The following is a 24,697-nucleotide window of genomic DNA, read 5'->3' on the forward strand; positions in this document are numbered from 1 at the left end:
TCGTTGAGCCGCGCGGCGCCCCCCCACACCAAACCGCCAGCCCGACCACCCCCCCCACCCCCCCCCCCCCCCCCCCCCCCCCCCCCCCCCCCCCCCCCCCCCCCCCCCCCCCACTGGTCTGCGGAGTGTTCTGAAAGCTAAGCCCGGCCCCGCCTGCAGTGACTCGGCTGCGAGCGGCCTGCGATGGGGCCGTTGTTGGTTGGGGCCGCTGGGCTGATGTGCGGGCACGTGGCCGTTGCGGGCCCTGGTCCCGGCGGCGGCCTCGGCGCTTTGCGCCTGCCTCCTTTGGGGGCTGCGGGTCCGTGACGGCAGCTGCGGCGCTTCGCGCCTGCTGCCTGAGGTGACTTTGGGGTTGGGGTGAATTGAAGTTGAATACTTTTCCCGAGAAGTGAACGACCTATTTTGGACCCCCGAAGCATTGGCATATTTTGACCGCTATTTCCTGCGGCTTTGCTGCGCGAATCCTGCGGTTTTGTAATCAAAAAGTGTGGATGCTCCGGGGCCTCGTTTTTACTCGTTCACTTCTCGGGAAAAGTATTAGAGCTCAGCTGGCATGGGTACCGCCCTGACGTCGAAGCCCCGCGTTTTCTTCTCTTGATTGGGGAAAGCGGCCTCGCTTAAACAATTACGAGCCTGCCCGGACGTATCAGACAGGTTGTCTGCACAATTCGCGGTATTATGGTGCGGAGTTTTGAAAGGAGCCGCTGGTGGTCACGACGACGTTTGCTTCGCCTTTGGGCGAAATCCTGCTTGCCGCTGATGGCCGCGGTTTGACGGGGCTTTGGTTTGAGGGGCAGGAGCACTTTGGCTCCACGCTTCTCCGGGAAGACTCCGAACATGTTGAAGGGGCCGATGCGGTTTCCGGTGCTGGTGGCATGTCGTCGGCGAGTCCGGCTCATGGTGCGGCTTCTTCGGTGCTTGAGCGTTCGTGGGCTTGGCTGAATGCTTATTTTGCAGGGCAGGAGCCTCGGTATACGCCGCCGTTGCATATGATCGGTACGGCGTTTCAGCGTGAAGTTTGGTTTGAGCTGCTTTCTATTCCGCGTGGCGAGGTCGCCACGTATGGCGAGATTGCGGCTCGTATCGCCGCCCGCCATCGGGTGCCGGGGAACGAGGACTCCGTTGTGTCTCCTCGTGCGGTGGGGGCTGCGGTCGCTCGCAACCCTATTTCGATTATCGTGCCGTGCCATCGCGTGGTGGCGGCCGACGGCTCGCTCAACGGATATGCCGGCGGCCTCAACCGCAAGGAGTGGCTGCTGCGGCTTGAGGGCGCGTACGAGGACTAGCGTTCGAGCACTTTGCATAGCCAAGATGCCGTGAAAGAACGGGACACGCTTTCCGAATGGAGACTCAGACGGAAACCACGTCCCGGAATTCCGTTTTAAAGCGGGATGCGCTTTCCGAATGGCGTCCCAAGCGGAAACCGTGTCCCGGAATACAGCCTCAGAGTGGGACGCCGTTTCCGGTTGAGACCACCTGCTTGGACATCTTTCTACGCCCGCTTCTGCAGGGCGTAGATCGACTTATCCATGTTGAACAGGTAAGCCACGACGCAGACAATAAAGAACATCGGCAGATTACCAAAGCCGAAGACCTCGCAGCCAATAAGGATGGGTGCGAGCAGCGTATTGGTGGCGCTGCCAAAGACGGCTGCGTAGCCCAGCGCGGCGCAGAGTTCGGCGGGCATGCCGAGAATCCCGGCGAGTACGACACCCAGGCTGGCTCCGATGGAGAACAACGGCGTTACCTCACCACCTTGATATCCTGCGGCAAGTGTGGCGATGGTGAGTACGAATTTGAGCGCCCAGTCCCAAGGCATGATGGCGACCTTACCGTTACCGTTGAGCGCCGCCGATATCAGGTTGGTGCCAAGGCCGCAGTATCGACCCTGCCACAGTGCGAACAGAATCGCCGATAGCGCGATGCCGATAGCGGCGATGCGCGCATAGGGGTTGGGGAGCAGCCGCGCCGCAAGGGTCTTGGCATGCGCAAGGCACCAGGCAAAGGCACCGCCTACCATGCCAAACGCGATGCCTAGTACCGCAAGCCGTCCAAGACCGGGGAGATCAAGCGCGCATGAGGCGACAACGGCGACCTCGAACTTCTCGAGTCCCAGGGCACCGGAGGTCATACTTGCGGCGAGCGAGGCTGTAAGCGCGGGAAACAGCGCGCGGTATTCCATGCGTCCTGCGACCAGTACTTCGATAGCAAAGACCGTGGCAGCAAGGGGCGTTCGAAAGAGCCCGGCAAAGCCGGCGGCCATGCCGATAAGCAAAAACGTGTTGCCGGGGTCTCGGAAAGGTAGACGTCGGCCGATCCAATGTGAGACGGTTGCACCGATCTGCACGGCCACGCCCTCGCGTCCCGCACTGCCGCCAAAGAGGTGCGTCCCCCACGTGCTCAGCATAATGAGCGGCACCAAGCGCGGCGAGATGGCGTCCTCACGCCCGTGGCCTACGTCGAATACCAGGCTCATGCCGCGGTCGGTGCCCTTGCCCCAAGCGCGGTAGGCAAACACGATGGCAAGGCCCATAAGGGCGAGGAAGGGGAGGAGCAGGGTGATGTGTTCGTCGCGGAAGGCGCCGATCGCCAAAAGCACGCGTCCAAAGAGCGCGCAGATGGCGCCAACGATGATACCGACGGGGATTCCGACGGCACCCATAAGCACAAGACCGCTATAGGTGTTGAGCAGACGTTTGATTCTGCTCGATGCGCTGCTTTCCGACACTTCTCCTCCAAAACAAAAAAGACTCCTGCCGCGGCGTGATGCCTAGGGGCATCACGTAACAGCAGAAGTCATCAGCAACAAGGCGGTTTAGGGTAACGCGGCAGCTTCTTGGCTGGCGCACCCAACGGAGACATTCATTCCGCAGTGGCATCATAGCGGTGGATACGGTTTGGGTCAAATGGTTGCCGTGGACAGTCCTGGTGCCTGCCCGCACCCTCGTTTCCCCATATAAAACCTGCCAAAATAAACCTGTCCCTTTTTGGTCGGTGCGAAATGGGTAATACTAAAGAGTTATCCGACCAGATGGGAATTAATCGATGGCTTATATCGAATTCAAGGACGTCGTCAAAGCATACGGCGAGGGTGACGCCCGCATTCACGCGCTGGATGGCGCGAGCTTTACGGTCGAGCGCGGTGAGCTCGCCATTATCCTGGGTGCTTCGGGTGCCGGCAAGACCACGGCGCTCAACATTCTGGGCGGCATGGATACGGCGACTTCCGGCACCGTAACGGTGGATGGGCGCGACGTGAGTTCCGCCAATGAGGCGCAGCTCGTGGAATACCGCCGCGCCGACGTCGGCTTTGTCTTCCAGTTCTATAACCTGGTTCCCAACCTGACGGCGCTCGAAAACGTCGAGCTTGCGGCGCAAATCTGCCCCGATTCGTTCGATGCCGAACAGACACTTCGCCAGGTTGGCCTGGGCGAGCGCCTCGCCAACTTCCCCGCGCAGCTTTCGGGCGGCGAGCAGCAGCGCGTGTCCATCGCCCGCGCACTGGCCAAGAACCCCAAGCTGCTCCTGTGCGATGAGCCCACGGGTGCCCTCGACTACAAAACCGGCAAGCAGATTTTGCAGCTGCTGCAGGATACCTGCCGCAAGCAGGGCATTACGGTCATCATCATCACGCACAACTCCGCGCTCGCGCCCATGGCCGATCGCCTGATCTGCTTTAAGAGCGGTCGTGTGGAGAGCGAGACGGTCCAGCAAAATCCCGTGCCTATCGAGACGATCGAGTGGTAGCGCCCATGGACCAAGATCGCCAAAACAGCCAAAACCACGATACGGAGCACGTGGGTCACGATCGGGAGTTCGCGACCTACCGTACCGCTCAAAGCTCAAATGATATGGCGCCGACGGTTTTTCGCCGTGGCATCTCCCGCACAATCCGAGGCAGTCTTAAGCGCTTCCTATCTATCGTGGTCATTACCGCGCTCGGCGTGAGCGTGATGTGCGGTCTTAAGGCGGGCTGCGAGGATCTGCGCGATTCGGTCGACGTCTATTTTGACCAGCAGAATGTCTATGACATTAACGTGCAGTCGACCTATGGCCTTACGCGCGACGATCTTTCGGCTATCCAAGAGGTCGACGGCGTCGAGACGGCCGAGGGCATCTACACCGAGACCGCCTACACCGCCGTGGGTACCACGCGCGAGCGTGTAGTCGTGCAGAGCCTTTCCAGGAAGAATATCGATCAACCGGTGCTGGTGAGCGGCGATTTGCCCGAGAGCTCCGGCGAGGTCGCGGTGACTTCGAAGTTCCTGAAGGCTTCGGGCAAAAAGCTCGGCGACACGGTGAGTTTTGCCGCCAATGACGCGAGCTCGTCGAACCAAAGCGCCAAGGACCAGTTTGCCGCGGGTGATTACACCATTACGGCCGAGGTCCTCGATCCTACTGATGTGAGCTCCGACTCGACAGTCAACGCCTTTCGCGCTGCTTCGGCTGCGGACTATAAGTTCTATGTGAGCGAGGATGCCGCGACATCTTCTTCCTACTCCGCGGTCCACGTGATCGTCGAGGGAGCCAAGAGCCTCAACTCCTATTCAGATGCCTACACGACAAAGATCAACGAGGTCAAGGGTAATATCGAGAAGATTCGCGACGAGCGTGAGAAGGTGCGCGCCCAAGAGCTGACGGTCGACGCGCCGGCAAGCTTGGATGCCTCCGAGCGCCAGGCGAATATGCTCTTTGGGATTGAGCAGGACAACATCAACCGCATGCCCCAGGGCAGTGAGGAGCGCGCTCGGGCTCAGGCCGATTTGGACCAGCGCCGCGCCGCCACCGACCAGCAGTTTGCCGATGCACGCGCCGAGCTTTCCGATCTGGGCGAATGCACTTGGTACATCCAGGATCGCGGTAACATCGCAAGCTACTCAAGCGTCGAGAGCGACAGCTCTTCGATTGAGGCCATCGCCACGGTTTTCCCATTTATTTTCTTTGTCGTAGCCGCGCTCATCAGCCTTACCACCGCTACTCGTATGGTCGAGGAGGAGCGCACGCTCATTGGCTTATACAAGGCGCTCGGCTATTCACGCGGGCGAATCCTGTCCAAATACGTGGACTACTCGCTGTGGGCATGTCTGTTCGGCGGCGTACTCGGCAACATCTTCGGATTTGTGGGGTTGCCGCTGTTCCTGTTTACGGTGTTCGATGACATGTACTCACTGCCCCAGATGCTGCTTTCGTACGACATCGTGTCCTCGATCGTCTCGGTGGCGCTGTTTGCCGTGGGCGTGGTGGGTGCCACGATTATCGCCTGCCGCCACGAGATGGCCGAGACCCCAGCCTCGCTTATGCGTCCCAAGGCCCCGCGAGCCGGCTCGCGCATCTTGCTTGAGCGCATCGGCTTTATTTGGCGCCGCATGGGCTTTTTGAACAAGGTGGCAGCGCGTAACCTGTTCCGCTACAAAAAACGTGCCTTTATGACCATCTTCGGTATCGCCGGCTGCACGGCGCTCGTGATCTGCGGTATGGGCATCCGCGATACGACGGTGGCGCTTTCGCCCAAACAGCACGGGCACATCACGCGCTATGACTTGCTGGTGGTCGCCAATCCCGATGACTATGCTCAGACGTGTGCGGCGCTGGAAGAGCGTAGCGCGGCCAGCGACTCCGGCGTGCGCGTGACCTCGACCCTGCCGATTATGACCGACAACGTCACCTTTACGTTTGGCGGTAAGAGCGAGACCGTACAGCTCATTGTGATTCCCGACGACCGCACGAATGACCTGGACGATTACGTGCGCCTGGAGGATGAGTCCAAAGAACCGCTCGCCCTGCGTGACGGGGACGTGTATTTAAGCAAGAGTTCACAGCTGGTGCTGGGGATTCAGCCGGGCGATACGGCGCAGGTCCAGGATTCGTCGCTCAATGTTACCAAGGTCAAGGTTAGCGATATCTCGCTCAATTATCTGGGCAACACACTTTATATGACGCAGGGCACCTATGAGCGCGCGTTCGGCCGAAGCGCGCGTCTTAACGGCATCTTTGTGCTGCTTAAGGGCTCGTCGACCGACCAGATTGCGTTTAGCAAGAAGCTTAAGAGTGACGGTTGGCTTACGATTTCGAGTACGGCCGAGCATTGGGAGAACAATGAGGCGATCTTTACGATTACCAATTCGGTCGTAGTGCTTGTGACCTTTATGGCGGCGTGCCTGTCGTTTGTGGTGGTGTTTACGCTGTCTAATACGAATATTTCGGAGCGCGAACGCGAGCTGGCGACCATCAAGGTGCTGGGCTTCCGCCGTGGCGAGGTGCACCACTACGTCAATAAGGAGACGTTGATCCTTACGGCGATTGGTACCGCACTGGGCGTGCCGCTGGGTGGCCTGCTTGCCGAGAGCTTTACGTACGTTCTTCAGATGCCGTCGCTGTACTTTGATGTTGAGGTCGAGCCGCTGAGTTTCGTGCTCGCTGTGGTGCTTTCGTTTGGCTTTACGATTATCGTCAACCTCGCCACCAACCGAACCCTCAACAAGATTGACATGGTCGGTGCCCTCAAGAGCGCCGAGTAACCTGTTCTTGGATTCAAGTTGTAGCGAGCTGTGACGTGTCGCAGTCGCTTTATTGCATAAACCGCCCCGCAGAATGCATATTTTGGCGGGGCGGTTGCTTTTTACCCGCAGGTACCCCCAGGGGCGGCGTGCAAATTCCGGAGAATTCAGCATTCCGGAGTCCACGAGTATGGGAGCGGGCACACAAAACTGCGCTGAAAGCCCTGATTCTGAGCTCCCAACGCCTCAAGAGCCGCTCGTTTTTACAAGATGCGGCCCATGGCGCCTGCCTTTCGCCCAAAATTCAGTATGCAGGCACCCTCGGCTGCTGAAAACTCCCAAAAATGCACGGCGCCTCCTGCCCTAGGCACCCGCAGCAAGAAGACGAATAGCCTCGGCGAGCATGTAAACGCAGGGCCCTCCGACCCCGACCGACGATTTCGATTGGCGACCTTTGACGGAGTCAAGGGAGGAGCCAAATCGAAATACGTCGGGCGGGGTCGGAGGGCCCGATGGGATGGATTTCGGCCGAGGCTATTCGTCGCCGAAGCTGATGCCCAGCGCCTTGGCCTCGCGTACCAGGTCGCTCTGGGGATCGACAAACTTGAGCTTGCCGGCGACCTCCTCGAGCGGCATGTGGCACATCTTGCCGTCACGCAGGGCAATCATGTAGCCAAACTCGCCGCGTAGGCAGCCCAGTGCCGCCTCAACGCCGCACTGGGTCGCAAAGATGCGGTCCTGGGCGTCGGGCTGACCGCCGCGCTGCGTGTGGCCGGGGATGGCGACGCGGGTCTCGCGACCGGTCTTGGCCTCGATTTCCTTGGCAATGTCGTAGACAATCGACGGACTCGTGCGCTCGGCAAGCTTCTTCTTGTACTCCTTCTTGGGCAGCGCCGCGTCCTCCTTGGAGATAGCGCCCTCGGCGACGGCCACGATCGTAAAGCGGCTGCCGGTCTCCATGCGATGCTCGATGGTCTTGATGACGTTACCCATGTCGTAGGGAATCTCGGGAATCAGGATGACGTCCGCACCGCCCGCGACGCCGGCGTACAGCGGGATCCAGCCAACCTTGTGGCCCATGATCTCGATAACGAACACGCGGCCGTGACTCGAGGCGGTGGTGTGGATGTCGTCGATGCACTTGGTGGCGACGTCGATGGCGCTCGTAAAGCCAAACGTCATTTCGGTGCCCCAGGTGTCGTTATCGATGGTCTTGGGCAGAGCGATAACGTTGAGGCCCTCTTCGCGCAGGCGGTTGGCGGTCTTGGTGGAGCCGTTGCCGCCCAGCATAAACAGGCAGTCGAGTTGCAGCTTGTGATAGGTGTGGACCATCGCGGGCACCTTCTCGACACCGTCGGCCTCGGGAATGTCCAGGCGCTTGAACGGCGTGCGGCTCGTGCCCAAAATGGTGCCGCCGCGGGTGAGGATACCGCTAAAATCGGCGGGCGTCATGACGCGGAACCTGCTGTAGATAAGACCCTGGTAGCCGTCCTCAAAACCATAGATCTCGATAGGTTCTTCGCTATTGGTCATAAGCGTTTTGACGATGCCGCGCATGGTGGCGTTGAGCGCCTGACAGTCGCCGCCACTGGTAAGAAGACCGATCCTAAGCATGATGAATCCTTCCGGGCAAGTTATAACATGCGCATAAGTTTACCCCCGCACACTGTTGATACGGGGGTAAAACGTGTTAGCTCAAGCGTATAGAAATGTAAACAACGTCAGGCGAGCGTAAGGTCGACGGGCCTGGCTCCTTACAGTGCGAAGGCGTCGACGTCGCCCCAGTGGCGGCGCAGCGTAATAGCGGCGGCGGGTTCGGTATTGTCAAAGACGACCGACCATTGCGTATTGCTGGTGATGTCTTCCGGATTGGGCTCTTGCGCTGCAGCGCGCAGGGCTTCCCAGGCAATCGTTTCGTCCTGGGCACCGACATGGGCGTCAAGGACATCGGCAATTGCGACGGCGCGCTCTTTACCATGGCCCAGCTCGCCGTTCTTTTGGTTGGGCAGCACTTCGTCGCCATAGCAGGGGTAGAAGTTCGTAACCTGGCGTACAGGAGTCGCTTTGAAAGCGCGGTCCGGATCGTGCGGATCCCACTCTGCTACGCGCGCGTCACCGGTGGCGTCGTTGATAAAGAAGTGATAATCGCGTCCTGCCATGGCGTGCATATCGTAGGCGGAAAGCAGGTCGACAGCTTCTTGTGTGGTGGCGGCACGGTCGAGTACCAGACGGATGGCGAGCGAGGTATTGATGACAGGGCGTTGCGTGTCCTGGTCACAGGGCTTGGAATCAAGGGTGAGTACGGCAACGGACACGCCGCATTCGTTAACACCGTCGAGCTGGGCAAACGGACCCATGAGTGCGGCGGCGCGTCCGGCGACGGAGTCAAGCGGAGTGTTATCGCCCAGGTTGTTAAGGGCGGCAAACCCGATGGAGGCATAGCCGCCGCGTGGATGATTGCGCACCAGCAGCGCCGAGGTGTCGTCCTTAAAGTCGTAATTGCGACCGGTGCGCACGCGGCCTTCGGCATCTACGGCGACAAAAGCGCTGCAGGCAAACTGGGGAGCCTGGACATGTGCCGGCACACCGGGCAGCACCTGCGCCACCACGGCATCGATGTAGGCCTGGTCGTCGCGCACGCCAGCGGCGATGATGCGATCAAGATCGTAGTCGTAGGCGATGTCGATTGCGTACAGGTCATAGCCATCCGCGTAGCCGGTCAAGCGTTTGAGCGACGCGGCGGACTTGATTTGCTTGCGGTAAAGGATACCGGTGGCAGCGGCAAGGCCGACGGCGACTCCCGCGACACCGCAGGCGATGGCAATGTTACGTGGCTTCATGACGGCTCCTCTCGTCCTGTTAGCGTAATTATCGCAAAAGGAGCGCGGGCATGATGGCTCAACCTGGTGAGTGGCACGGGATTAAACATGGAATGAAGAGTGCGGCGCTGGCGTGGCGGGGTATGCTGGAGGGGACCATCAACCCAGCGAAAGGGGAGAACATGACGGATCAGGAAACGCCCGAACGCGCGCATGTGACGGCCGACGATATCGAGGCCGCCAACGACCTTATCGACTTTATCGAGGCGTGCCCCAGCATGTTCCATACGGCGGCGACCATTATGGCCGAGCTCGACGAGGCGGGCTTTACCTACCTGCCCGAGAATGCGGCGTGGGACATCGAGCCGGGCGGGCGTTATTACACGCAGCGCAACACCTCGAGCGTTATCGCCTTTAAGGTGGGCGAGGACCTGGCCGCGACGTGGGGCGAGGACGGCGTTGCCGGCGACTATCATTTTCAGCTCACGGCGTCGCACAGCGATTCTCCGACGTTTAAGGTCAAGGCCGTGCCCGAGCTTGACGGCGCGGGCGAGACGCTGCGCCTGAACACCGAGGCCTACGGCGGCATGATCGACTACACCTGGTTCGATCGCCCGTTGGCGCTGGCTGGACGCGTGCTGGTGCGCGAGGGCGGCCGTATTGAGAGCCGCCTGCTTGCCACCGAGCGCGAGGTCGCTATCATTCCGAGCCTTGCCATCCATATGAACCGTGGCGTCAATGAGGGCTTTGCACCCAACCGCGCTGTCGACCTGTGCCCGCTCATCAGCGCCGGCGAGCTTAAGCAGGGCGACTTTGATGCTCTGATCGCCGACGAACTGGACGTCGAGCCCGAGCAGATTCTGGGCCGCGATCTGTTCCTGGTCAATCGTCAGGACGCGCGCATTTGGGGCTGGGCCGACGAGTTTATCTCGACGCCCAAGCTCGACGACCTAGCCTGCGCCTACACCTCGCTGCAGGCATTTTTGGGCGCCGAGAATGCGCATGACATCTCGGTCTTTTGCTGCTTCGACAACGAGGAGGTTGGCTCCGAGACCAAGCAGGGCGCCATGTCGACGTTCTTGGCCGATGCGTTGCGTCGCATTAACGGGTCGCTGGGCTTTGATGACGAGTCGTACCACCGTGCGCTTGCCGCCTCGATGCTCGTGAGCTGCGACAACGCGCACGCCGTGCATCCCAACCACGCCGAAAAGTGCGATGCTCACAACCAGGTCGTGCTCAACGGCGGTATCGTCATCAAGGAAGCCGCCAACCAGCACTACTGCACCGATGCCTTTAGCCGCGCAGTGTTCCAGGCCATCTGCGATGACGCAGACGTGCCCACGCAAGCCTTTGCCAACAAGAGCGATATGGCGGGTGGCTCCACGCTCGGCAATCTGTCCAATATGCAGGCGAGCATGCACGCCGTGGACGTGGGCCTGCCGCAGCTGGCCATGCACTCGAGCTACGAGACCGGTGGCGTGCGCGACGTGATGTACGCGATTCGTGCCCTCACGGCTTTCTACGAGCGCGACCTAAACATCAACGGCGCCGAAAGTGTGGAGCTCTAAAACCTGCCAAAAAAGGACGGGGTTATTTTGGCAGGTTTTATCTGGGCAAATGCCGCAATGTCAACGGTAAGACGGAGCTGCTAAGGCTTGCAGATGAAGCCGACGCCAGCGGAACCGCCGCAGGTAGAGCAAAAGTCAGCGAGAGCCCGCCGTTTGAGCCAAGGTGCCGTGAAATGAAAAGGCGCTGACCTTCTGGTCGCGCCTTTGAAATTGAACGGCAGATTGGCCAAACGGCGGGCTCGCAGCGTCGAGGGGTTCCGGCGTTTGGTAAAACGCCGGAACAATCTAATGCTCAATCCAACAACGTAAAGTTTCGCCGGCCAGCAGGTGACGCAGATTCTCCGCGGCGATGTCGACCACGTTATTGAGCGTGGCGGCCAGGTGGAACCAGCCCGAGACATGCGGCGTGATGAGCATGTTGGGTGCATCCCACAGCGGGCTTGTGGCGGGCAGCGGCTCGGGATCGGTGACGTCGACCGCGGCGCCGGCGAGATGTCCCGATTCCAGAGCGGCAACCAGGTCGTCGGCGACCACAAGATCGCCGCGGCCGCCGTTGGCAAAGAACGCGCCCGGTTTCATCGCGGCGAAGAACTCGGCGTTCGCCAGACCGCGGGTCTCGGGCGTGCTGGGCATAAAGGATGCGACGATGTCGGCCTCTGCCAGGCGCTCAGACAGGGCATCCATGCCGTCCATGTCCTCAAACACAATGGGGTAGACGAGCGGATGGCGCTTGATGCCGCGGACGTGCGCACCCATGCTGCGGCAGAGCGTGGCAAAGTGGCCACCGATATCGCCTGCGCCCAGCACCAGCACGTTGGCGTTTTTGAGCGAGGTGACCGGCCCCAAATCCTCCCAGCGATGCTCGCGCTGCAAGTCGTGATAGCCGGGCAGGCGCTTCATCATGGAAAGGACCATGGCAAACATGTGCTCGCTCACGGCCTGACCGTAGGCGCCGATCGAGCAAGACAGCTTGGCTTCAGCCGGCACGGTGCCGGCGGCAAGGTAGTCGTCATAGCCGGCGGTCTGCAATTGCAACAGCTGGAGATGGTCGCATGCCGTGAGCATGTCAGGGTCGATGTTGCCCAGGATCACGTCGGCATCGGCGACCTGTTCGCGCGTGATATCGCCGGCGCTCGTGTAGATAAAATCCTCGCCCGGAGCGCTCGACTCAAGAATTGCACGATGGCGGTCGTTGACGGGCAGCAAAACCAGGATGTTCACAAGCATTCCTCTCCGCTCAACCTGCCAAAAAGGGACAGGTTTATTTTGGCAGGTTTTATCTGGCAAAACGTTCAAATAAAACGCCGGATGTAAGACGAGCGTGCCCGTCAGCATCCGGCGCATCTACGGCTACCAGCTCAGCAGCTCGTAGCCGTCCTCGGTCACCACGAGCTGTACCTCGCACTGGGCCGAGTCGCTGCCGTCCTTGGTGCGCACGCACCACCCATCGCCCTTGCTGATCTTAATGTCGGGTGCTCCGGCGTTGACCATGGGCTCGATAGTAAAGACCATGCCCGGAACCATGATAGTGTCCACGTCGGGCGCCTCGGTGGTAAAGCCCACAAACGGGTCCTCGTGGAACTCCTTGCCAATGCCGTGGCCACCGTACTCGCGCACCACGCTAAAGCCGGCGTCCTCGACCGTCTTTTGTACGGCCTCGGCCATCACGGACAGCGGCAGCCACGGCTTGACGGCTGCCAGACCCGCCTCCACGCTGGCGCGGGTGACGTCGACCAAGCGCTGGCGCTCGGCCGAGACCTTGCCGATGCAGAACATGCGGCTCGAGTCGCTAAAATAGCCGTCTAAGATCGTTGAGCAGTCCACGTTGATGATGTCGCCCTCGTGCAGTACGTCCGTATCGCAGGGAATGCCGTGGCAGACTACGTCATTGATCGAGGTACACACGCTCTTGGGGTAGCCCTCGTAGTTGAGGTCGGCCGGCGTTCCACCATGCTCGACGGTGTAGTCGTAGATCATCTGGTCGATCTGGTTGGTGGTCATGCCCGCGGTGATATGCTCACCCACATAATCGAGCACGCCCACGTTGATGGCGGCCGAGCGCTTGATGCCCTCGATATCGGCAGGAGTCTTATAGAGCGTGCGGGGCAGGACGTTCCAGCCCTCTTCCCACAGGCGCTCGAGGCGCTCATCAAAGGAGCTGTGACATTTCTTGTATTTTTTGCCGCTGCCGCACCAGCAAGCGTCGTTGCGGCCAGGCACGGGTCCATTGTCAAACATGGCTAACTTCCTTTCATTCGCAGCTAGTATAGCCCACCCGCAGAGCAGCTAATTTGGGACGGGGCTTTTTTGACTGCTTTTGTCCGCGCGGCCTTGCGCCGCCCATATCGCTCCCAAAAGCAGTCAAAAAAGCCCCGTCCCAAATTAGCTGCTCTTGGGCAGACGGGTGCTAGTAACTCACCTGGCAGGGGATGCCGAGGGCTTGGACGCGCGCGGCAATGGCGTCGAGCACCTCAGGCGCCGCTTTGGCAAGGCCAGCGACTGGTGTCTCGCGCGCCACCGTGTAGATGGTCGCCTCCTGCGGACGAATGCGCTCGAGCGCCGCAAGCCAAGGGCCGACGTATTCGTCGCCCGTGTTGTCAATAGACTTGCCTTGGTACTCGCCGGTTAGGAATAGCGTCTGAATGATAACGTGGCCCTCAAAGCTCGCGAACGTCTCAATCTGGTGCTCGACGTCGTAGGGACCAACGGGCTGGTCGAGCAGCTGGATAAATGCCGGATCGACCGTATCGAGCTTGAGGATGTTGTCGTCGACCATCATGAGCGCATCATGCACCTGGGGACGGTCGGCGCGCGTGCCGTTGGAAAGCACGGCAATCTTGGTGTTCGGGGCCAACTGGTCGCGAAGCGCGACAGCGCCGGCGATAGCCTGCGGGAACTCCGGTGCGGCGGTGGGCTCGCCGTTGCCGGCAAACGTGATTACATCGGGCAGCTCACCCTCGACTGTCATCTCGCGTAGTTTGGCTTCGAGTGCGTCGAGCACCACGGCAGCCGTGTTGTGTGGCTCGTGGCAGGGGCGTTCGGCGTTGAGTCCGTTTTCGCAGTAAATGCAGTCAAAGGTGCAAATCTTGCCGCTGGCAGGCATCATGTTGACGCCGAGCGAGAGTCCAAGGCGTCGGCTGCGGACGGGCCCAAAGATGGGGCTGGCATTCAAAAACGTAGACATAGGCATATGCTCCTCGGGACAGTTGCACTTAAGCATAGCATTGGCCCCCGTGCCAATCGCGGGTCTGGACACTGTTGTCTAAGCCGAAACTGTGCAGCCTGGTGAGTTTTCGGAACCCTATCATGAAAGGGTGCGAGTCGGGTACAGTAAACGCATTTAAGTATGCGCAACATGGCGCCAGACTGTCCAAGTCGCACCTCGGTGCGGCCTGATGGCGTTGACGATAGGATCACAACATGGATTTTACGGTCGAAAATGCGGGCACCACGATTGCCTGCCGCGAGTATGCCGGCCCGGATGTATCGTCCGATGCGCCCGCCTTGGTGTGCGTGCACGGTGCGTGCGTCGACGGCACATTTTTTGACGGCATCGCCCGCGAGCTCGCCTGTGGCTATCGCGTCATTGCCTATGACCGCCGTGGTTGCGGCGAGAGCGACGATGCGGCAGACGGACGCTACGATCTGGCAGTTCAGGCTGCCGACCTGCGAGCTGTTATCCAACATGCCGGCGCCCCGGCAAATGTCCTCGCGCACAGTGCCGGTACGTTGGTGGCCCTGGAGCTTCTCCGTGCAAACCCCGCCATAATCTCGCGTGCGATTCTGCATGAACCTGCCGTGACGGATGAGGGCGCCGGCCTGGGCGCGGCCCCGGTTTTGCTCGAGATGATCGCTGCGGGAAAGGTCTCCAGGGCGTTACGGGCCTTCCTTGGCGCCATCGGCGATTCGGACCCTGAGGCCCCCAAGTTAACCGAGGCAGAAGCCAAGCATGCCCTGCGCAACGGCCGCAGTTTCATGGCAAACGAATACGGGATTACTATGACCTGCGTTCCCGATTGGGATAGCGTTCGCGCGTCGAAAACGGTGGCCGCCGTGCTCTTGGGTGAACTCTCGATTGGCACGCCCCGCGAGGCGGGCACGAGGATGGCGGCTGAGCTTTTGGACTGTCCACTCGTAATGGTTCCCGGCGCGCACAACGGCCTGCGCGATCGCCCGGCAGCGGCTGCCCAGACTGTTCGTGGCATCCTGGGGCTCTAGCGCTTGCAATAGCCGAAACAGCCTTCACCCGCAAACGTTTCGGCCGTGTTAACAAATGTGCTCAAAACCTCACGTCTGCGGCTTCAATCGCGTCGCCTGCCAACTCATAAAAATGTAACAGCATTCACGTGCTTACCTGCATCGGCAAGGTGTTACCCTTGTAACATTTGGAACCCATCGCTACCATGCGAAACTATCGAAAGGGCCCCATATGCTCAATAGTCACGAGGCCAATCTAACCGACGAGGAGGCTGCCGCTGAGGTCGCCCGCGTCGCGAAGACCTACCCCGTGGTGCGTTTGCTGTCGGCCGATCAGATTAAGAGCGAGCCTAACTGCTTGCTCGCCGGCGATCGCTGCCCTTGTCTGCGTCAGTCGAGTCTTGAGGCCTTGGCAGATTCGGGTGAGGTGTCGGAGCAACTGCTCAACGATGGTGTTGAGTACCGCGCCCGTCTGCGCCCTCTAAAGGTCGAGGGTGAGCCTCACGTCTTGCTGATGGTGCGTCCGATTGATGAGCAAGAGGCCACAGAAGAGGACCTTGTCTACACCGACGTGCTGACGGGCGTGCGCAATCGCCGATATTACGAGGAAAAGCTCCGTAGCGCCCGCATGAATGCCGGCGTTGCGATGATCGACCTTGATGATTTTAGGGTCGTCAATGATACGTGTGGCCGTCATGCCGGCGACCTTGCGCTCGGTGCTGTGGCGACAGCCATACGCAGCGGAATCCGTTCGACTGACGAGCTTGTGCGCTATGGCTGTGACAAGTTTGTGGTCGTCATGCCCAATATTCCCTCCGATGACTTCACCCGTCGCCTGCATCAGGTATCCGATGCCGTTCATGCCACGATTATTCCGGGCCATGAGTACGTGAGCTTGACGGCATGTGTTGGTGGCGTTCGCATTCATGGCGAGACAGTCGATGAGGGCGTTGGCCGCGCTGTCCAGTTACTGAGCCACGCTAAGACAAAAGCCGGTACGGTCGTGACCGATGCCGATTCCATCGAGGCCTTCCAAAGCCAAAAGCCCCTGGTGCTGATTGCCGACGATTCCAAAGTGAGCCGGTCCATCCTCGGTGAGATGCTCAAGGACGACTATCGCATTCTAGAAGCCGATAGCGGTCGCGCCACGCTCGATGCGGTTGACCGTTATGGTGGCGACCTGTCCCTCGTGCTGCTCGATATTGTCATGTCGGACATGAGCGGCTGTGAGGTGCTGGCCGAGCTTTCGCGTCAGGCAGCCCTCGATAGCCTACCTGTTATTATGATCTCGAGCGAAGATACCGACGACGTGGTGTTACGTGCTTACGATTTGGGCGCCTCGGACTATATCAGTCGCCCGTTCGATGACCGCATTGTGCGCCGTCGCGTCAACAATATTATTCGACTGTATACCAAACAGCGTCGTCTGACGAGTCTGCTGTCGCAGCAGTACAATGCGCGCGTCAATAACAGCCGTATACTCGTCGACATCATGGCGAGCGTCATGGAAGTCCGTAATGGCGAAAGCGGCAGGCATGTCACGCATATCGAGAAGTTGACTGAGCTGCTGCTTGGCGACTTGGCGCGACGGAGCGACAAGTACTCTCTTGGCAACGAGGAGCGTTCTTCGATTGCGTTGGCGTCGGCGCTGCACGATATCGGCAAGATGTCGATCGACGATGCGATTCTCAACAAGCCCGGACGTCTGACGCCCGAAGAGTTTGAAATAATGAAGACGCATACTACCATTGGCGCCGACATGCTGCGCAATCTGGGCAGAAACCATGAAGGAAGTGCCCTTTTGGACTATGCGTACCAAATCGCCCGCTGGCATCATGAACGTTGGGATGGTACGGGCTATCCTGACGGTCTTAAGGGCGACGATATCCCCATTGCCGCTCAGGTGGTCTCGGTGGCCGATGTGTACGATGCGTTGACGAGCGTGCGTGTGTACAAGGACGCCATTTCGCAAGAAGAGGCGATTCGGATGATTTTGGACGGTGAGTGCGGCGCTTTCAATCCGCTGCTTATCGAGTGTCTGCTCGAAGTGCGCGATCGCATTGCCGAGACGCTGGAGCGCCCTGCGGACGTTGTCGCGTTCCCTTCGGTTTAGCTAGGCAAAGGGACGCCCCGTCGGACCATGTGGCCGGCGGGGCGTCCTTATCTGTTGTGCGGTTCGCGAGCTAGCGGGCCTGCTTTACCTTGGCCGCCGCCTCGACAAACGACTTCCACAGGTTAAAGTCGGTCTCGAGCGTCTGCCAGGTGTACTCGGGATGCCATTGCACGCCCAGGCAGAAAGGCTGGCCTTCGACTTCGATGCACTCGGGAACGCCGTCGGTTGCCTTGGCGACCAAGCGCGTGCTCTTACCCAGACGCTCGACGCAGCAGTGGTGTGCGGAGTTGGTCTGGATAAGCCTGTGCCCGCCAACCGCGCGCTCCAGAAGCGAGCCCGGCACGACCTCGACGGGATGCACGGGGTCGTTGAGCACGTGGGTATGGCGCCACTGCGTGCGGCCCTCGCGCGCGCCCAGGCTCGGTACGTCCATGCACAGGGTGCCGCCGGTGGCGACATTGAGCAGCTGTGTGCCGCGGCAGGTGGTAAAGAGCGGCTTTTTGGCGCGGAGCACCTCGTCGACCAGCTTAAACTCAAAGCTATCGCGGATCTCGCAGCAGAGGGTGGGGTCGTAGGGTCGATCATCGCCCCAACGTTTGGGATTGACATCGGGGCCGCCGGGAATGGCGATGCCGTCGGCGATATCGACGTAATGACGGATGACCTCAATGTCCTCGGTGATGGACATCTGCAGCGGCAGGCCGCCGGCGGCAAGGATGGCATCGACAAAGACACTGGCGATTTCCTCGTTGGGGGAGAGCGTCTCGCTTAAAAACGGCTTTGCCTCTTCCCAGCGCGGCGCCACCAGGATGAGCGGGCGGTCGGCGGGGGCAACGTCGACGTGCGGGGTATAGGACGAGGAAGTACGTGTTCCGATCATGGGTGCTGCTTTCGAATCTGAAGGTGACAGGGCGCATGAGAGACGTGGGACAACACTTTCAATGGATTTGTCCCACGGGGTTGCTGGTTAGTGGCCCTTGATGGAGTTGAGGAAGTCCTGGGCGCGCTTGGTCTGGGGGTGGTCGAAGAACTCGTCGGGCGTGCCGGTTTCCACGATTTGGCCGTCGGCCATAAACACGACGCGATCGGCCACGCGGCGGGCAAAGTTCATCTCGTGCGTAATGACGATCATCGTCATGCCCTGCTGGGCCAGACGGACCATGACCTCGAGCACCTCGTTGATCATCTCGGGGTCAAGGGCGCTCGTGGGCTCATCAAAAAGCATGGCCTTGGGTTGCATGGCAAGCGAGCGGGCGATGGCTACGCGCTGCTGCTGGCCGCCCGAGAGCTGTGCGGGCACCTTATCGGCCTGTTCGGCAACGCCCACGCGGCCCAGCAGGTCCATGGCGCGCTCGCGGGCCTCGTCCTTGGAGACGCCCAGCACGTCGACCGGTCCCAGCATGACGTTCTGCAGCACGGTCATATGTGCGAACAGGTTGAACTGCTGAAACACCATGCCCAGCTCGGCACGCATACGGGCAAGGTCCTTGCCTTCCTGCGGCAGGGGCTCGCCCTCGATGAGGATCTCGCCCGAGTCGATGGTTTCCAAGCGGTTGATGGTTCGGCACATGGTCGACTTGCCCGAGCCCGAGGGGCCGATCACGACGACGACCTCGCCGCGGTCGACCGAGAGATTGATGTCGTTGAGGACGTGCAGATCGCCATAGTGCTTATCGACGTGCCTGAGCTCGATCAGCGGCTGATTGCCGGTGGAAGAGGTGCTCTGTGCCATGGTGCTCGGCTCCTTATGACTGGAAATGGTAAAGCGTTAGCGGATGATGGTCGCGCCGGTCTTGTGCGAAACGTAGACAGCGGCCTTGTTGATCGCGACGTTGATGAGGATGTAGATGACCGCGATTACCAGGTAGACCGACACGAGGGCGTCGTAGTTGGTAATGAGCACGCGGGCATTTTGCATGAGGTCGGGGTAGCTCACCACGTAGGCGACGGTGGTGTCTTTGACTACGACCACAAGCTGCGAAATCAACGACGGAATGATAAACCGAATCGCCTGCGGCAGCACGATTTTAAAGGTGATTTTAGCTTTGGAGAGACCGAGCGCTTGGGCTGCCTCGACTTGCCCGCGCGGCACGGCGTTGACGCCCGCGCGAAAGATCTCGGCCAGCACGCCGGCTGCAGCGAGCGCGACGGGGAGCGTGAGCATCCAAAACGACGGTAGCGCAATTTTGTACTGAGGCAGCACCAAAAAGAAGAAGTAGATGAACAGCAGGCTCGGTACGCCGCGGAAGAAATCGGTGAGCACGCGGCAGACCAGCTGCAGCGGCTTAATGTCGCTGGTGCGGCCGAGCATAAGGGCTAGGCCCAACACCAGCGCGATGGCGCCAGCGGTGAGTGCGACTTTAACGGTGCCCTCAAAGCCGGCAAGCAGGAACTTCCAGGTGGTGAGGTGCGTAAAGAAATACCAATAGTGGACCGAAAGCTGACCGGTCACATAAAAGCGCTGCAACACGAGGACGGCGAGCGCGGCGACGGCAACAAGTGAGATAGCGGTGCCGATGCGAATCTTGGCGCGCATCTTGGGGCCGGGAGCCTCGTAGAGCGCATCGCGCATGGTGAGCGCAGAAGAGGAGTGCTTGCTCATCGGAGGATCCTCACCTTCTTATCGATGTAGTTGCCAATGTGGCTCACCACAAAGGCCGTGCCCAGGTAGCCGAGCGCCGAGATAAAGAACGCGGCGACGCCGCCGAGCGAGCGCGTGTTGATGTAGCTCACCACGCCGGTGAGCTCCTGCGGTTGAAGCGGTACCTGGCTGCCGAGTGCGGTGGTGAGCATGACGGCGATAAAGAGGTTGGTCATGGGCAGCACGCTCGAGCGCAGCGCCTGCGGAATCACGATCTTGGCGAGGATATGGCTGAAGCTCATGCCGAGCGAGCGCGCGGCTTCCACCTGGCCGACGCCGACGGTGTTGATACCGCTCATAAAGTTCTCGGAACCAAAGGCCGAGCCCAAAAGGACCGTGGCGACGATAACGCAGGTGCGGTAGGGCAGGACGACTTTGAGCGGCGGCAGCGCATAGACGACGATGATGAGCAGCGCGATGCCGGGGATGTTACGGAAGACCTGAACATACAGGTCGCCAAAAATGCGCAGCGGCTTGAGCGGCGACACGCGCATCACGGTGACAGCGACGGCCAGCACCATGGCGATGGCAAACGACTCAAGCGTCATGCCCCAGGTTGCTAGCAGCGCGTCGATATAGTTCTGGCCATAGAGCGACCAGAGCTCGGAGAGACTCATGCGGACCTCCCGCCGATAAGGAAAGGGGCTCCCGTGTGTACGGAAGCCCCGACAACTCAGTGTGGAAACAGTTTAGCGCAATAAAGCGCATCGTGCGTTTCCGTATGGTTTCGTAGCGGCCGTTACTGGGCTCGCTGTCTAGGCGCCGATCTCGGGCAGCTCGGGAACGTTGGTGTCGCCCGTGCGATCGCCGATGCAGATCTGCCACAGCTCGGTCCAGGTGCCATCGTCCTCGATCTTCTTAAGGAAGTCGTTGACAAAGGCGACGCCGTCGGAATCGAGCGGCAGGCCGATGCCGTAGGGCTCTTTGCTGCCGAAGGGCTTGCCGGCGATCTTGTACTTACCGGGCTCGCGGACCAGGGCGCTCTGCTGCATGTTGTTGTCGATGACGTAGGCGTCAACGCGGCCCTGCTGAAGTGCCTGGCGGGCCTCCTCGTCGGTCTTGAACTCCTGCTGGCTGGCCTTGGGGGCGAACTCCTCCAGGATGGCGGGGCCGTTGGAGCCGGACTGGACGGCGACGTTCTTGTCGGCCAGGTCGTCGACGCTCTTGATGTCGTCGTTGTCGGCGAGCACCAGGATGGCCTGCTGGGTGTAGTAGTAGGGGCCGGCAAAGGAGACAAGCTTCTTGCGCTCATCGGTAATAGTGTAGGTGGCAAAGACGGCGTCGACCTGGCCGTTCTGCAGGACGGACTCACGCGTGTCCGAGGTCACCTGGGTGATCTCGACCTTGTTCTCGCCCAGAATGTAGTTGGACAGGAGCTGCGCGATGCCGGCGTCGAAGCCACGGGTCTTGCCGTCCTTCTCGTTGAGGAGGGAGAAGAGCGTGGAGGTCTGAACGCCACCGATCTTAAAGACGCCGGCGTCCTTGACGGCCGTGGCCCAGGTGCTGGCGGCGATGGCGTCGTCATCGGCCTTGGGGCCGTTGTCGACGAGCTTGTCGAATGCCTTGGCATCGAGCGTGGTGGAAGCCTCGGTGTCCTCGGGGCTCTTGGAGGAGCCGGCGGCGGAACCCTTGTCGGCCTCGGCGCTGGTGTCGGAGCAGCCGGCAAGACCAAGGCCGGCGACGGTTGCAAAGGTGGCGGCGATGAAGCCGCGACGGTCGAGAACGACCTGCTGGGAGAGGTTCTTGCTCATGGTAGAACACCTTTCTCAATAAAATCCCTAGCGGTTGAATAGAGTTATACCCTATCGCGCTCAAATGGGTCAACACGAAATAACTCAGAAACATACTTACCTTATGGGTAATTCTACCTACCAAAAAGGGACAGGTTTATTTTGGCAGGTTTTATCTGGTCAAACGTCGATTATTACAGCTGAGATAGCGTTTTGCGGACGGCATGGTCGCTCGCGGCGGTCGCTATAATGGCGGCAACGCGACATATATAAGTAAGGAGATCGCGTATGAACGGCTATTCGTTTTTCGCGCCGACCATGACTTAAAACTATCACAAAGGGGACAGGCACCTTTGTGGTGGTTCTTGCAGATGTGGCGGCCTGCCTCGCTGTTTTGTCTCGATCTGTAACATCTGGATGGACAAAAGGTCTCTATCTGTTACAGATTGAGACAAACAACAGGGGCAAAAACGGTTTGTCTAGATCTGTAACAATTGGGCGAGGATTTGTCCTCTAGGTGTTACAGATCGAGACAATTGAGTTGGGAAAAAACCTCCGCAGGGGTACTTCTCTTGCGGAGGTTTTTCTACTCGTTCAGCAGGCGTACTGCTTCGGCGGCCATGTTCTCGACCGTTATGCCGTTCTGAGCAAGCAACTCGTTGGGGTCGTAGCGGTCGGGAAAGCCCTTGGCGATGCCAAAGGTGCGCGTGCGCACGGGCGTGCAGGACAAGTAGCACGCGACGCGCTCGCCCCAGCCACCGTCCAAGATGCCGTCCTCGAGGGTGACGACAACGCGATGCTCGGCGGCAAGGCCATCGAGAGACTCGCGGTCAAGCTCGGTTGCAAAGCGCGGGTTGACGAGCGTGGCCTCTATGCCGTATTCGGCAGCCAAGCGGTTTGTCACGCGCTCGCCCAGCTCAAAGAAATCGCCAAGCGCGAGCACGGCAACGTCGCGGCCCTGACGCACCACGTCGTAGCGAACGGCGCTGTAGTCGGTGTCCTCGGCGGGCGCCAAATCGGGGCGGCTAACCAGGCCAATGCCCGGAACGCGGATCGCCACGGGATGCTCGCGGTGGTCGAGCGACCAGCTCAGCATGGACAGGTATTCCTCCATGCAGGCCGGTGCCAGATAGCGCATGTTGGGAAGTCCGCCCAGCATGGATATATCAAAGAACGAGAGGTGCGTCTCGGATGTGGTGCCAAAGATCGACGCGCCAAACACCAGGATGGTTGCGGGGGTGTCGTTGAGGCACAGGTCGTGCCACAGCTCGTCGTAGGCGCGCTGCAAAAACGTGCCGTACACACCAAAGACTGGCTTGGCGCCCGAGCGCGCAAGCGCGGTGGCAAAGGTCACGGCGTGCTCCTCGGCAATGCCCACATCGACGAACTGTTTGCCGGCCGCGGCGCGAAGCTCGGATGTAAAGCCCATGATGTAGGGCGTGGCGGCCGTGATGCCCACGACCTGCGGATCGCGCTCGATGGCGGCGCTGAGTGCCTCGCCCGTAATGTCGGCATAGGTGCGCGGCGCAGGCTCGCTCGGATGGCCCGGGCAGAGCTTGCGCCCAGTCGCCATGTCAAACGGACCTACGTGGTGCCAGCGCTCGGGGTCGCTCTGGGCCGGCTCAAAGCCCTTGCCCTTGGCGGTGGAGACGTGCAGCACGATGGGATGATCGATATTGCGCAGTTCCTGCAGCGCGTCGACGAGGGCTAACACATCGTTACCGGTGTCCAGATAGCGGTAGTCGAGCCCCATCGCGCGGAAAACGTTGCGCTCACAGGCGCCGTTGCTGGCGCGCAGTTCGGCCAGATTGCGATACAGGCCGCCATGGTTTTCGGCGATGGACTGGTCGTTATCGTTGACGATGATGATCAAGTTGCTGTCGAGCTCGGCGGCATTGTTAAGGCCCTCAAACGCCAGGCCGCCCGAAAGCGAGCCGTCGCCAATGATGGTAATGACGTTATACGTGTCGCCCGCCAGGTCACGAGCGTGCGCAAGGCCGCAGCCCAGGCTCACCGACGTGGAGGTATGGCCCATGGCAAACAGGTCGTGCTCGGACTCGTCGGGATTGGCAAAGCCAGAAGCCTCACCATAACGCTCCGGATCGATATAGGTGTACGCGCGCCCCGTCAGCGCCTTGTGGGCGTAGGTCTGGTGCGAAACGTCAAAGACAATCTTGTCGATGGGGGAGTTAAACACGCGATGAAGCGCAACTGTAAGCTCAACGACGCCCAGGTTGGGAGCAACGTGCCCACCGACGGCGGCGGAGCTTTCGAGGATTGCCTGGCGGATCTCGCCGCAGAGCAGCGGAAGCTCGGCGCGGTCGAGAGCCTTGACGTCCTCGGGCGTTGTCGTTTGCGTAAGCAGCATCGTTGTGGGTTACTCCATGCGAATCGAGCGCCGGCGCTCCCTCGGCCGGCACAATTGCACAAAACAGTCTCGCACATTTTGGCGTTTGATATGTGACGGCGGCGCGGTAATTCGCCAACTGGTGGGGCAAAACGTTTTGTCCGATGCCATACTGGTAGATTCGATGATGATTTATTCAATGCGTGCAGGCTGTGGCTTGTCGCCGTGAGTCGCTGGAAGGAGGCAGCATGTCCGATGTCGTTCGTGCCGAGAAAATCGCGTGCGAAGTAGACCATGCTGCCCGTCAACTGGCGCAGGCGGGCCGTCTGGACCTGACGCGCGAGTTTATCCAGCATGGCGATGTGACGGTCTATGCACATGTGACTTCGGTAGCGCGGGCGAGCCTGTCCTTTGCCGAGCGCTTGGGCCGTGTCGGTATCTCCGTCGACCGCGCCTCGTTGCTGCGCGGGGCCCTGCTGCACGATTACTTTCTTTATGACTGGCACGATCCCGACCCAAGCCATCGGCTGCATGGCTTTCGGCATCCGTTTTTTGCTCTGGCGCGTGCGGAGGAAGATTTTGAGCTGACGTCGCGCGAGCGGAATATTATCGTGCGCCATATGTTTCCGCTGGTGCCAGTGCCGCCGACGTGTCGTGAGGCATGGATTGTGTGCCTGGCGGATAAATGGTGTGCTCTGCGCGAGACGATCGCCGGCCGTCTGCCGCGCAAGGACGAGGCAGACGATGGCGTGAGTGAAGAATCGAACGAAAAGAGGAGAGGGTAG

At 60.2% G+C, this 24,697-nt stretch carries 19 protein-coding genes; 7 read left to right on the top strand and 12 right to left on the bottom strand.

The window, feature by feature from the left end; all coding sequences use genetic code 11:
• Positions 1 to 707: 707 nt before the first annotated feature.
• A complete protein-coding gene (locus ACTQV4_RS06575; RefSeq protein WP_441032934.1) occupies positions 708 to 1,286 on the top strand; it encodes a methylated-DNA--[protein]-cysteine S-methyltransferase in 579 nt (192 codons plus the stop codon).
• A 206-nt stretch (positions 1,287 to 1,492) separates the two neighbouring features.
• Here the strand turns inward: ACTQV4_RS06575 and ACTQV4_RS06580 are convergent, their stop codons facing one another.
• On the bottom strand, positions 1,493 to 2,728 hold the full coding sequence (locus tag ACTQV4_RS06580; protein WP_441547024.1) for a chloride channel protein: 1,236 nt from the start codon (positions 2,726 to 2,728) through the stop codon (positions 1,493 to 1,495).
• A 317-nt stretch (positions 2,729 to 3,045) separates the two neighbouring features.
• Here ACTQV4_RS06580 and ACTQV4_RS06585 point away from each other — a divergent pair, with 317 nt between their 5' ends.
• Together ACTQV4_RS06585 and ACTQV4_RS06590 are read left to right on the top strand one after the other, a co-directional pair.
• Complete coding sequence (locus tag ACTQV4_RS06585) at positions 3,046 to 3,747, top strand: ABC transporter ATP-binding protein (RefSeq protein ID WP_427718202.1); 702 nt, start codon at positions 3,046 to 3,048, stop codon at positions 3,745 to 3,747.
• Positions 3,748 to 3,752: 5 nt separating this feature from the next.
• Positions 3,753 to 6,518, top strand: a complete 2,766-nt coding sequence (locus tag ACTQV4_RS06590; RefSeq protein WP_441569518.1) for an FtsX-like permease family protein — start codon at positions 3,753 to 3,755, stop codon at positions 6,516 to 6,518.
• Positions 6,519 to 7,031: 513 nt separating this feature from the next.
• Here the strand turns inward: ACTQV4_RS06590 and ACTQV4_RS06595 are convergent.
• Together ACTQV4_RS06595 and ACTQV4_RS06600 are read right to left on the bottom strand one after the other, a co-directional pair.
• Positions 7,032 to 8,111, bottom strand: coding sequence for a 6-phosphofructokinase (locus ACTQV4_RS06595; protein WP_154514896.1), 1,080 nt, complete (start codon positions 8,109 to 8,111; stop codon positions 7,032 to 7,034).
• 140 nt (positions 8,112 to 8,251) lie between these two features.
• Complete coding sequence (locus ACTQV4_RS06600) at positions 8,252 to 9,337, bottom strand: carcinine hydrolase/isopenicillin-N N-acyltransferase family protein (RefSeq protein ID WP_441560723.1); 1,086 nt, start codon at positions 9,335 to 9,337, stop codon at positions 8,252 to 8,254.
• A gap of 161 nt (positions 9,338 to 9,498) precedes the next feature.
• Here ACTQV4_RS06600 and ACTQV4_RS06605 point away from each other — a divergent pair, with 161 nt between their 5' ends.
• Entirely contained in the window at positions 9,499 to 10,884 is a 1,386-nt protein-coding gene (locus ACTQV4_RS06605; protein ID WP_441063020.1) for a M18 family aminopeptidase, read from the top strand.
• 285 nt (positions 10,885 to 11,169) lie between these two features.
• On the opposite strand, the gene ACTQV4_RS06610 is transcribed toward ACTQV4_RS06605, so the two are convergent.
• The 3 genes from ACTQV4_RS06610 to ACTQV4_RS06620 form a co-directional block, all read right to left on the bottom strand.
• Positions 11,170 to 12,111, bottom strand: a complete 942-nt coding sequence (locus ACTQV4_RS06610) for a D-2-hydroxyacid dehydrogenase (RefSeq protein WP_441056356.1) — start codon at positions 12,109 to 12,111, stop codon at positions 11,170 to 11,172.
• A gap of 123 nt (positions 12,112 to 12,234) precedes the next feature.
• On the bottom strand, positions 12,235 to 13,122 hold the full coding sequence (gene map, locus ACTQV4_RS06615; protein ID WP_441015202.1) for a type I methionyl aminopeptidase: 888 nt from the start codon (positions 13,120 to 13,122) through the stop codon (positions 12,235 to 12,237).
• A 169-nt stretch (positions 13,123 to 13,291) separates the two neighbouring features.
• Entirely contained in the window at positions 13,292 to 14,068 is a 777-nt protein-coding gene (locus ACTQV4_RS06620; RefSeq protein WP_441569519.1) for a radical SAM protein, read from the bottom strand.
• A gap of 236 nt (positions 14,069 to 14,304) precedes the next feature.
• On the opposite strand from ACTQV4_RS06620, the gene ACTQV4_RS06625 reads away from it, so the two are divergent.
• Both ACTQV4_RS06625 and ACTQV4_RS06630 read left to right on the top strand, forming a co-directional pair.
• Positions 14,305 to 15,102, top strand: a complete 798-nt coding sequence (locus tag ACTQV4_RS06625; protein WP_441547031.1) for an alpha/beta fold hydrolase — start codon at positions 14,305 to 14,307, stop codon at positions 15,100 to 15,102.
• Between the two features lie 211 nt (positions 15,103 to 15,313).
• The gene (locus ACTQV4_RS06630; RefSeq protein ID WP_441015197.1) at positions 15,314 to 17,194 is read left to right on the top strand and encodes a diguanylate cyclase; all 1,881 of its coding nucleotides are present in this window, start codon (positions 15,314 to 15,316) and stop codon (positions 17,192 to 17,194) included.
• Between the two features lie 70 nt (positions 17,195 to 17,264).
• On the opposite strand, the gene ACTQV4_RS06635 is transcribed toward ACTQV4_RS06630, so the two are convergent.
• From ACTQV4_RS06635 to ACTQV4_RS06660, 6 genes are all read right to left on the bottom strand, one after another.
• A complete protein-coding gene (locus tag ACTQV4_RS06635) occupies positions 17,265 to 18,074 on the bottom strand; it encodes a gamma-glutamyl-gamma-aminobutyrate hydrolase family protein (protein WP_427718223.1) in 810 nt (269 codons plus the stop codon).
• Positions 18,075 to 18,161: 87 nt separating this feature from the next.
• A complete protein-coding gene (locus ACTQV4_RS06640) occupies positions 18,162 to 18,926 on the bottom strand; it encodes an amino acid ABC transporter ATP-binding protein (RefSeq protein ID WP_022094659.1) in 765 nt (254 codons plus the stop codon).
• A 36-nt stretch (positions 18,927 to 18,962) separates the two neighbouring features.
• Positions 18,963 to 19,796, bottom strand: coding sequence for an amino acid ABC transporter permease (locus ACTQV4_RS06645; RefSeq protein WP_427747661.1), 834 nt, complete (start codon positions 19,794 to 19,796; stop codon positions 18,963 to 18,965).
• Positions 19,793 to 20,452 carry an amino acid ABC transporter permease gene (locus tag ACTQV4_RS06650; protein ID WP_441560719.1) on the bottom strand — a complete coding sequence of 220 codons (660 nt, stop codon included), beginning with the start codon at positions 20,450 to 20,452 and terminating at the stop codon, positions 19,793 to 19,795. The genes ACTQV4_RS06645 and ACTQV4_RS06650 overlap by 4 nt, the downstream gene beginning before the upstream one ends.
• A 138-nt stretch (positions 20,453 to 20,590) precedes the next feature.
• Positions 20,591 to 21,586 carry a glutamate ABC transporter substrate-binding protein gene (locus ACTQV4_RS06655; RefSeq protein WP_427718227.1) on the bottom strand — a complete coding sequence of 332 codons (996 nt, stop codon included), beginning with the start codon at positions 21,584 to 21,586 and terminating at the stop codon, positions 20,591 to 20,593.
• Between the two features lie 565 nt (positions 21,587 to 22,151).
• A complete protein-coding gene (locus ACTQV4_RS06660) occupies positions 22,152 to 23,933 on the bottom strand; it encodes a 1-deoxy-D-xylulose-5-phosphate synthase (RefSeq protein WP_441569520.1) in 1,782 nt (593 codons plus the stop codon).
• A gap of 227 nt (positions 23,934 to 24,160) precedes the next feature.
• Between ACTQV4_RS06660 and ACTQV4_RS06665 the strand changes: the two genes are divergently transcribed.
• Positions 24,161 to 24,697 carry an HD domain-containing protein gene (locus tag ACTQV4_RS06665; RefSeq protein ID WP_441040779.1) on the top strand — a complete coding sequence of 179 codons (537 nt, stop codon included), beginning with the start codon at positions 24,161 to 24,163 and terminating at the stop codon, positions 24,695 to 24,697.

Origin of the sequence: Collinsella sp. LCP19S3_B11, from assembly GCF_052121915.1 — a bacterium.
GTDB lineage: Bacteria > Actinomycetota > Coriobacteriia > Coriobacteriales > Coriobacteriaceae > Collinsella.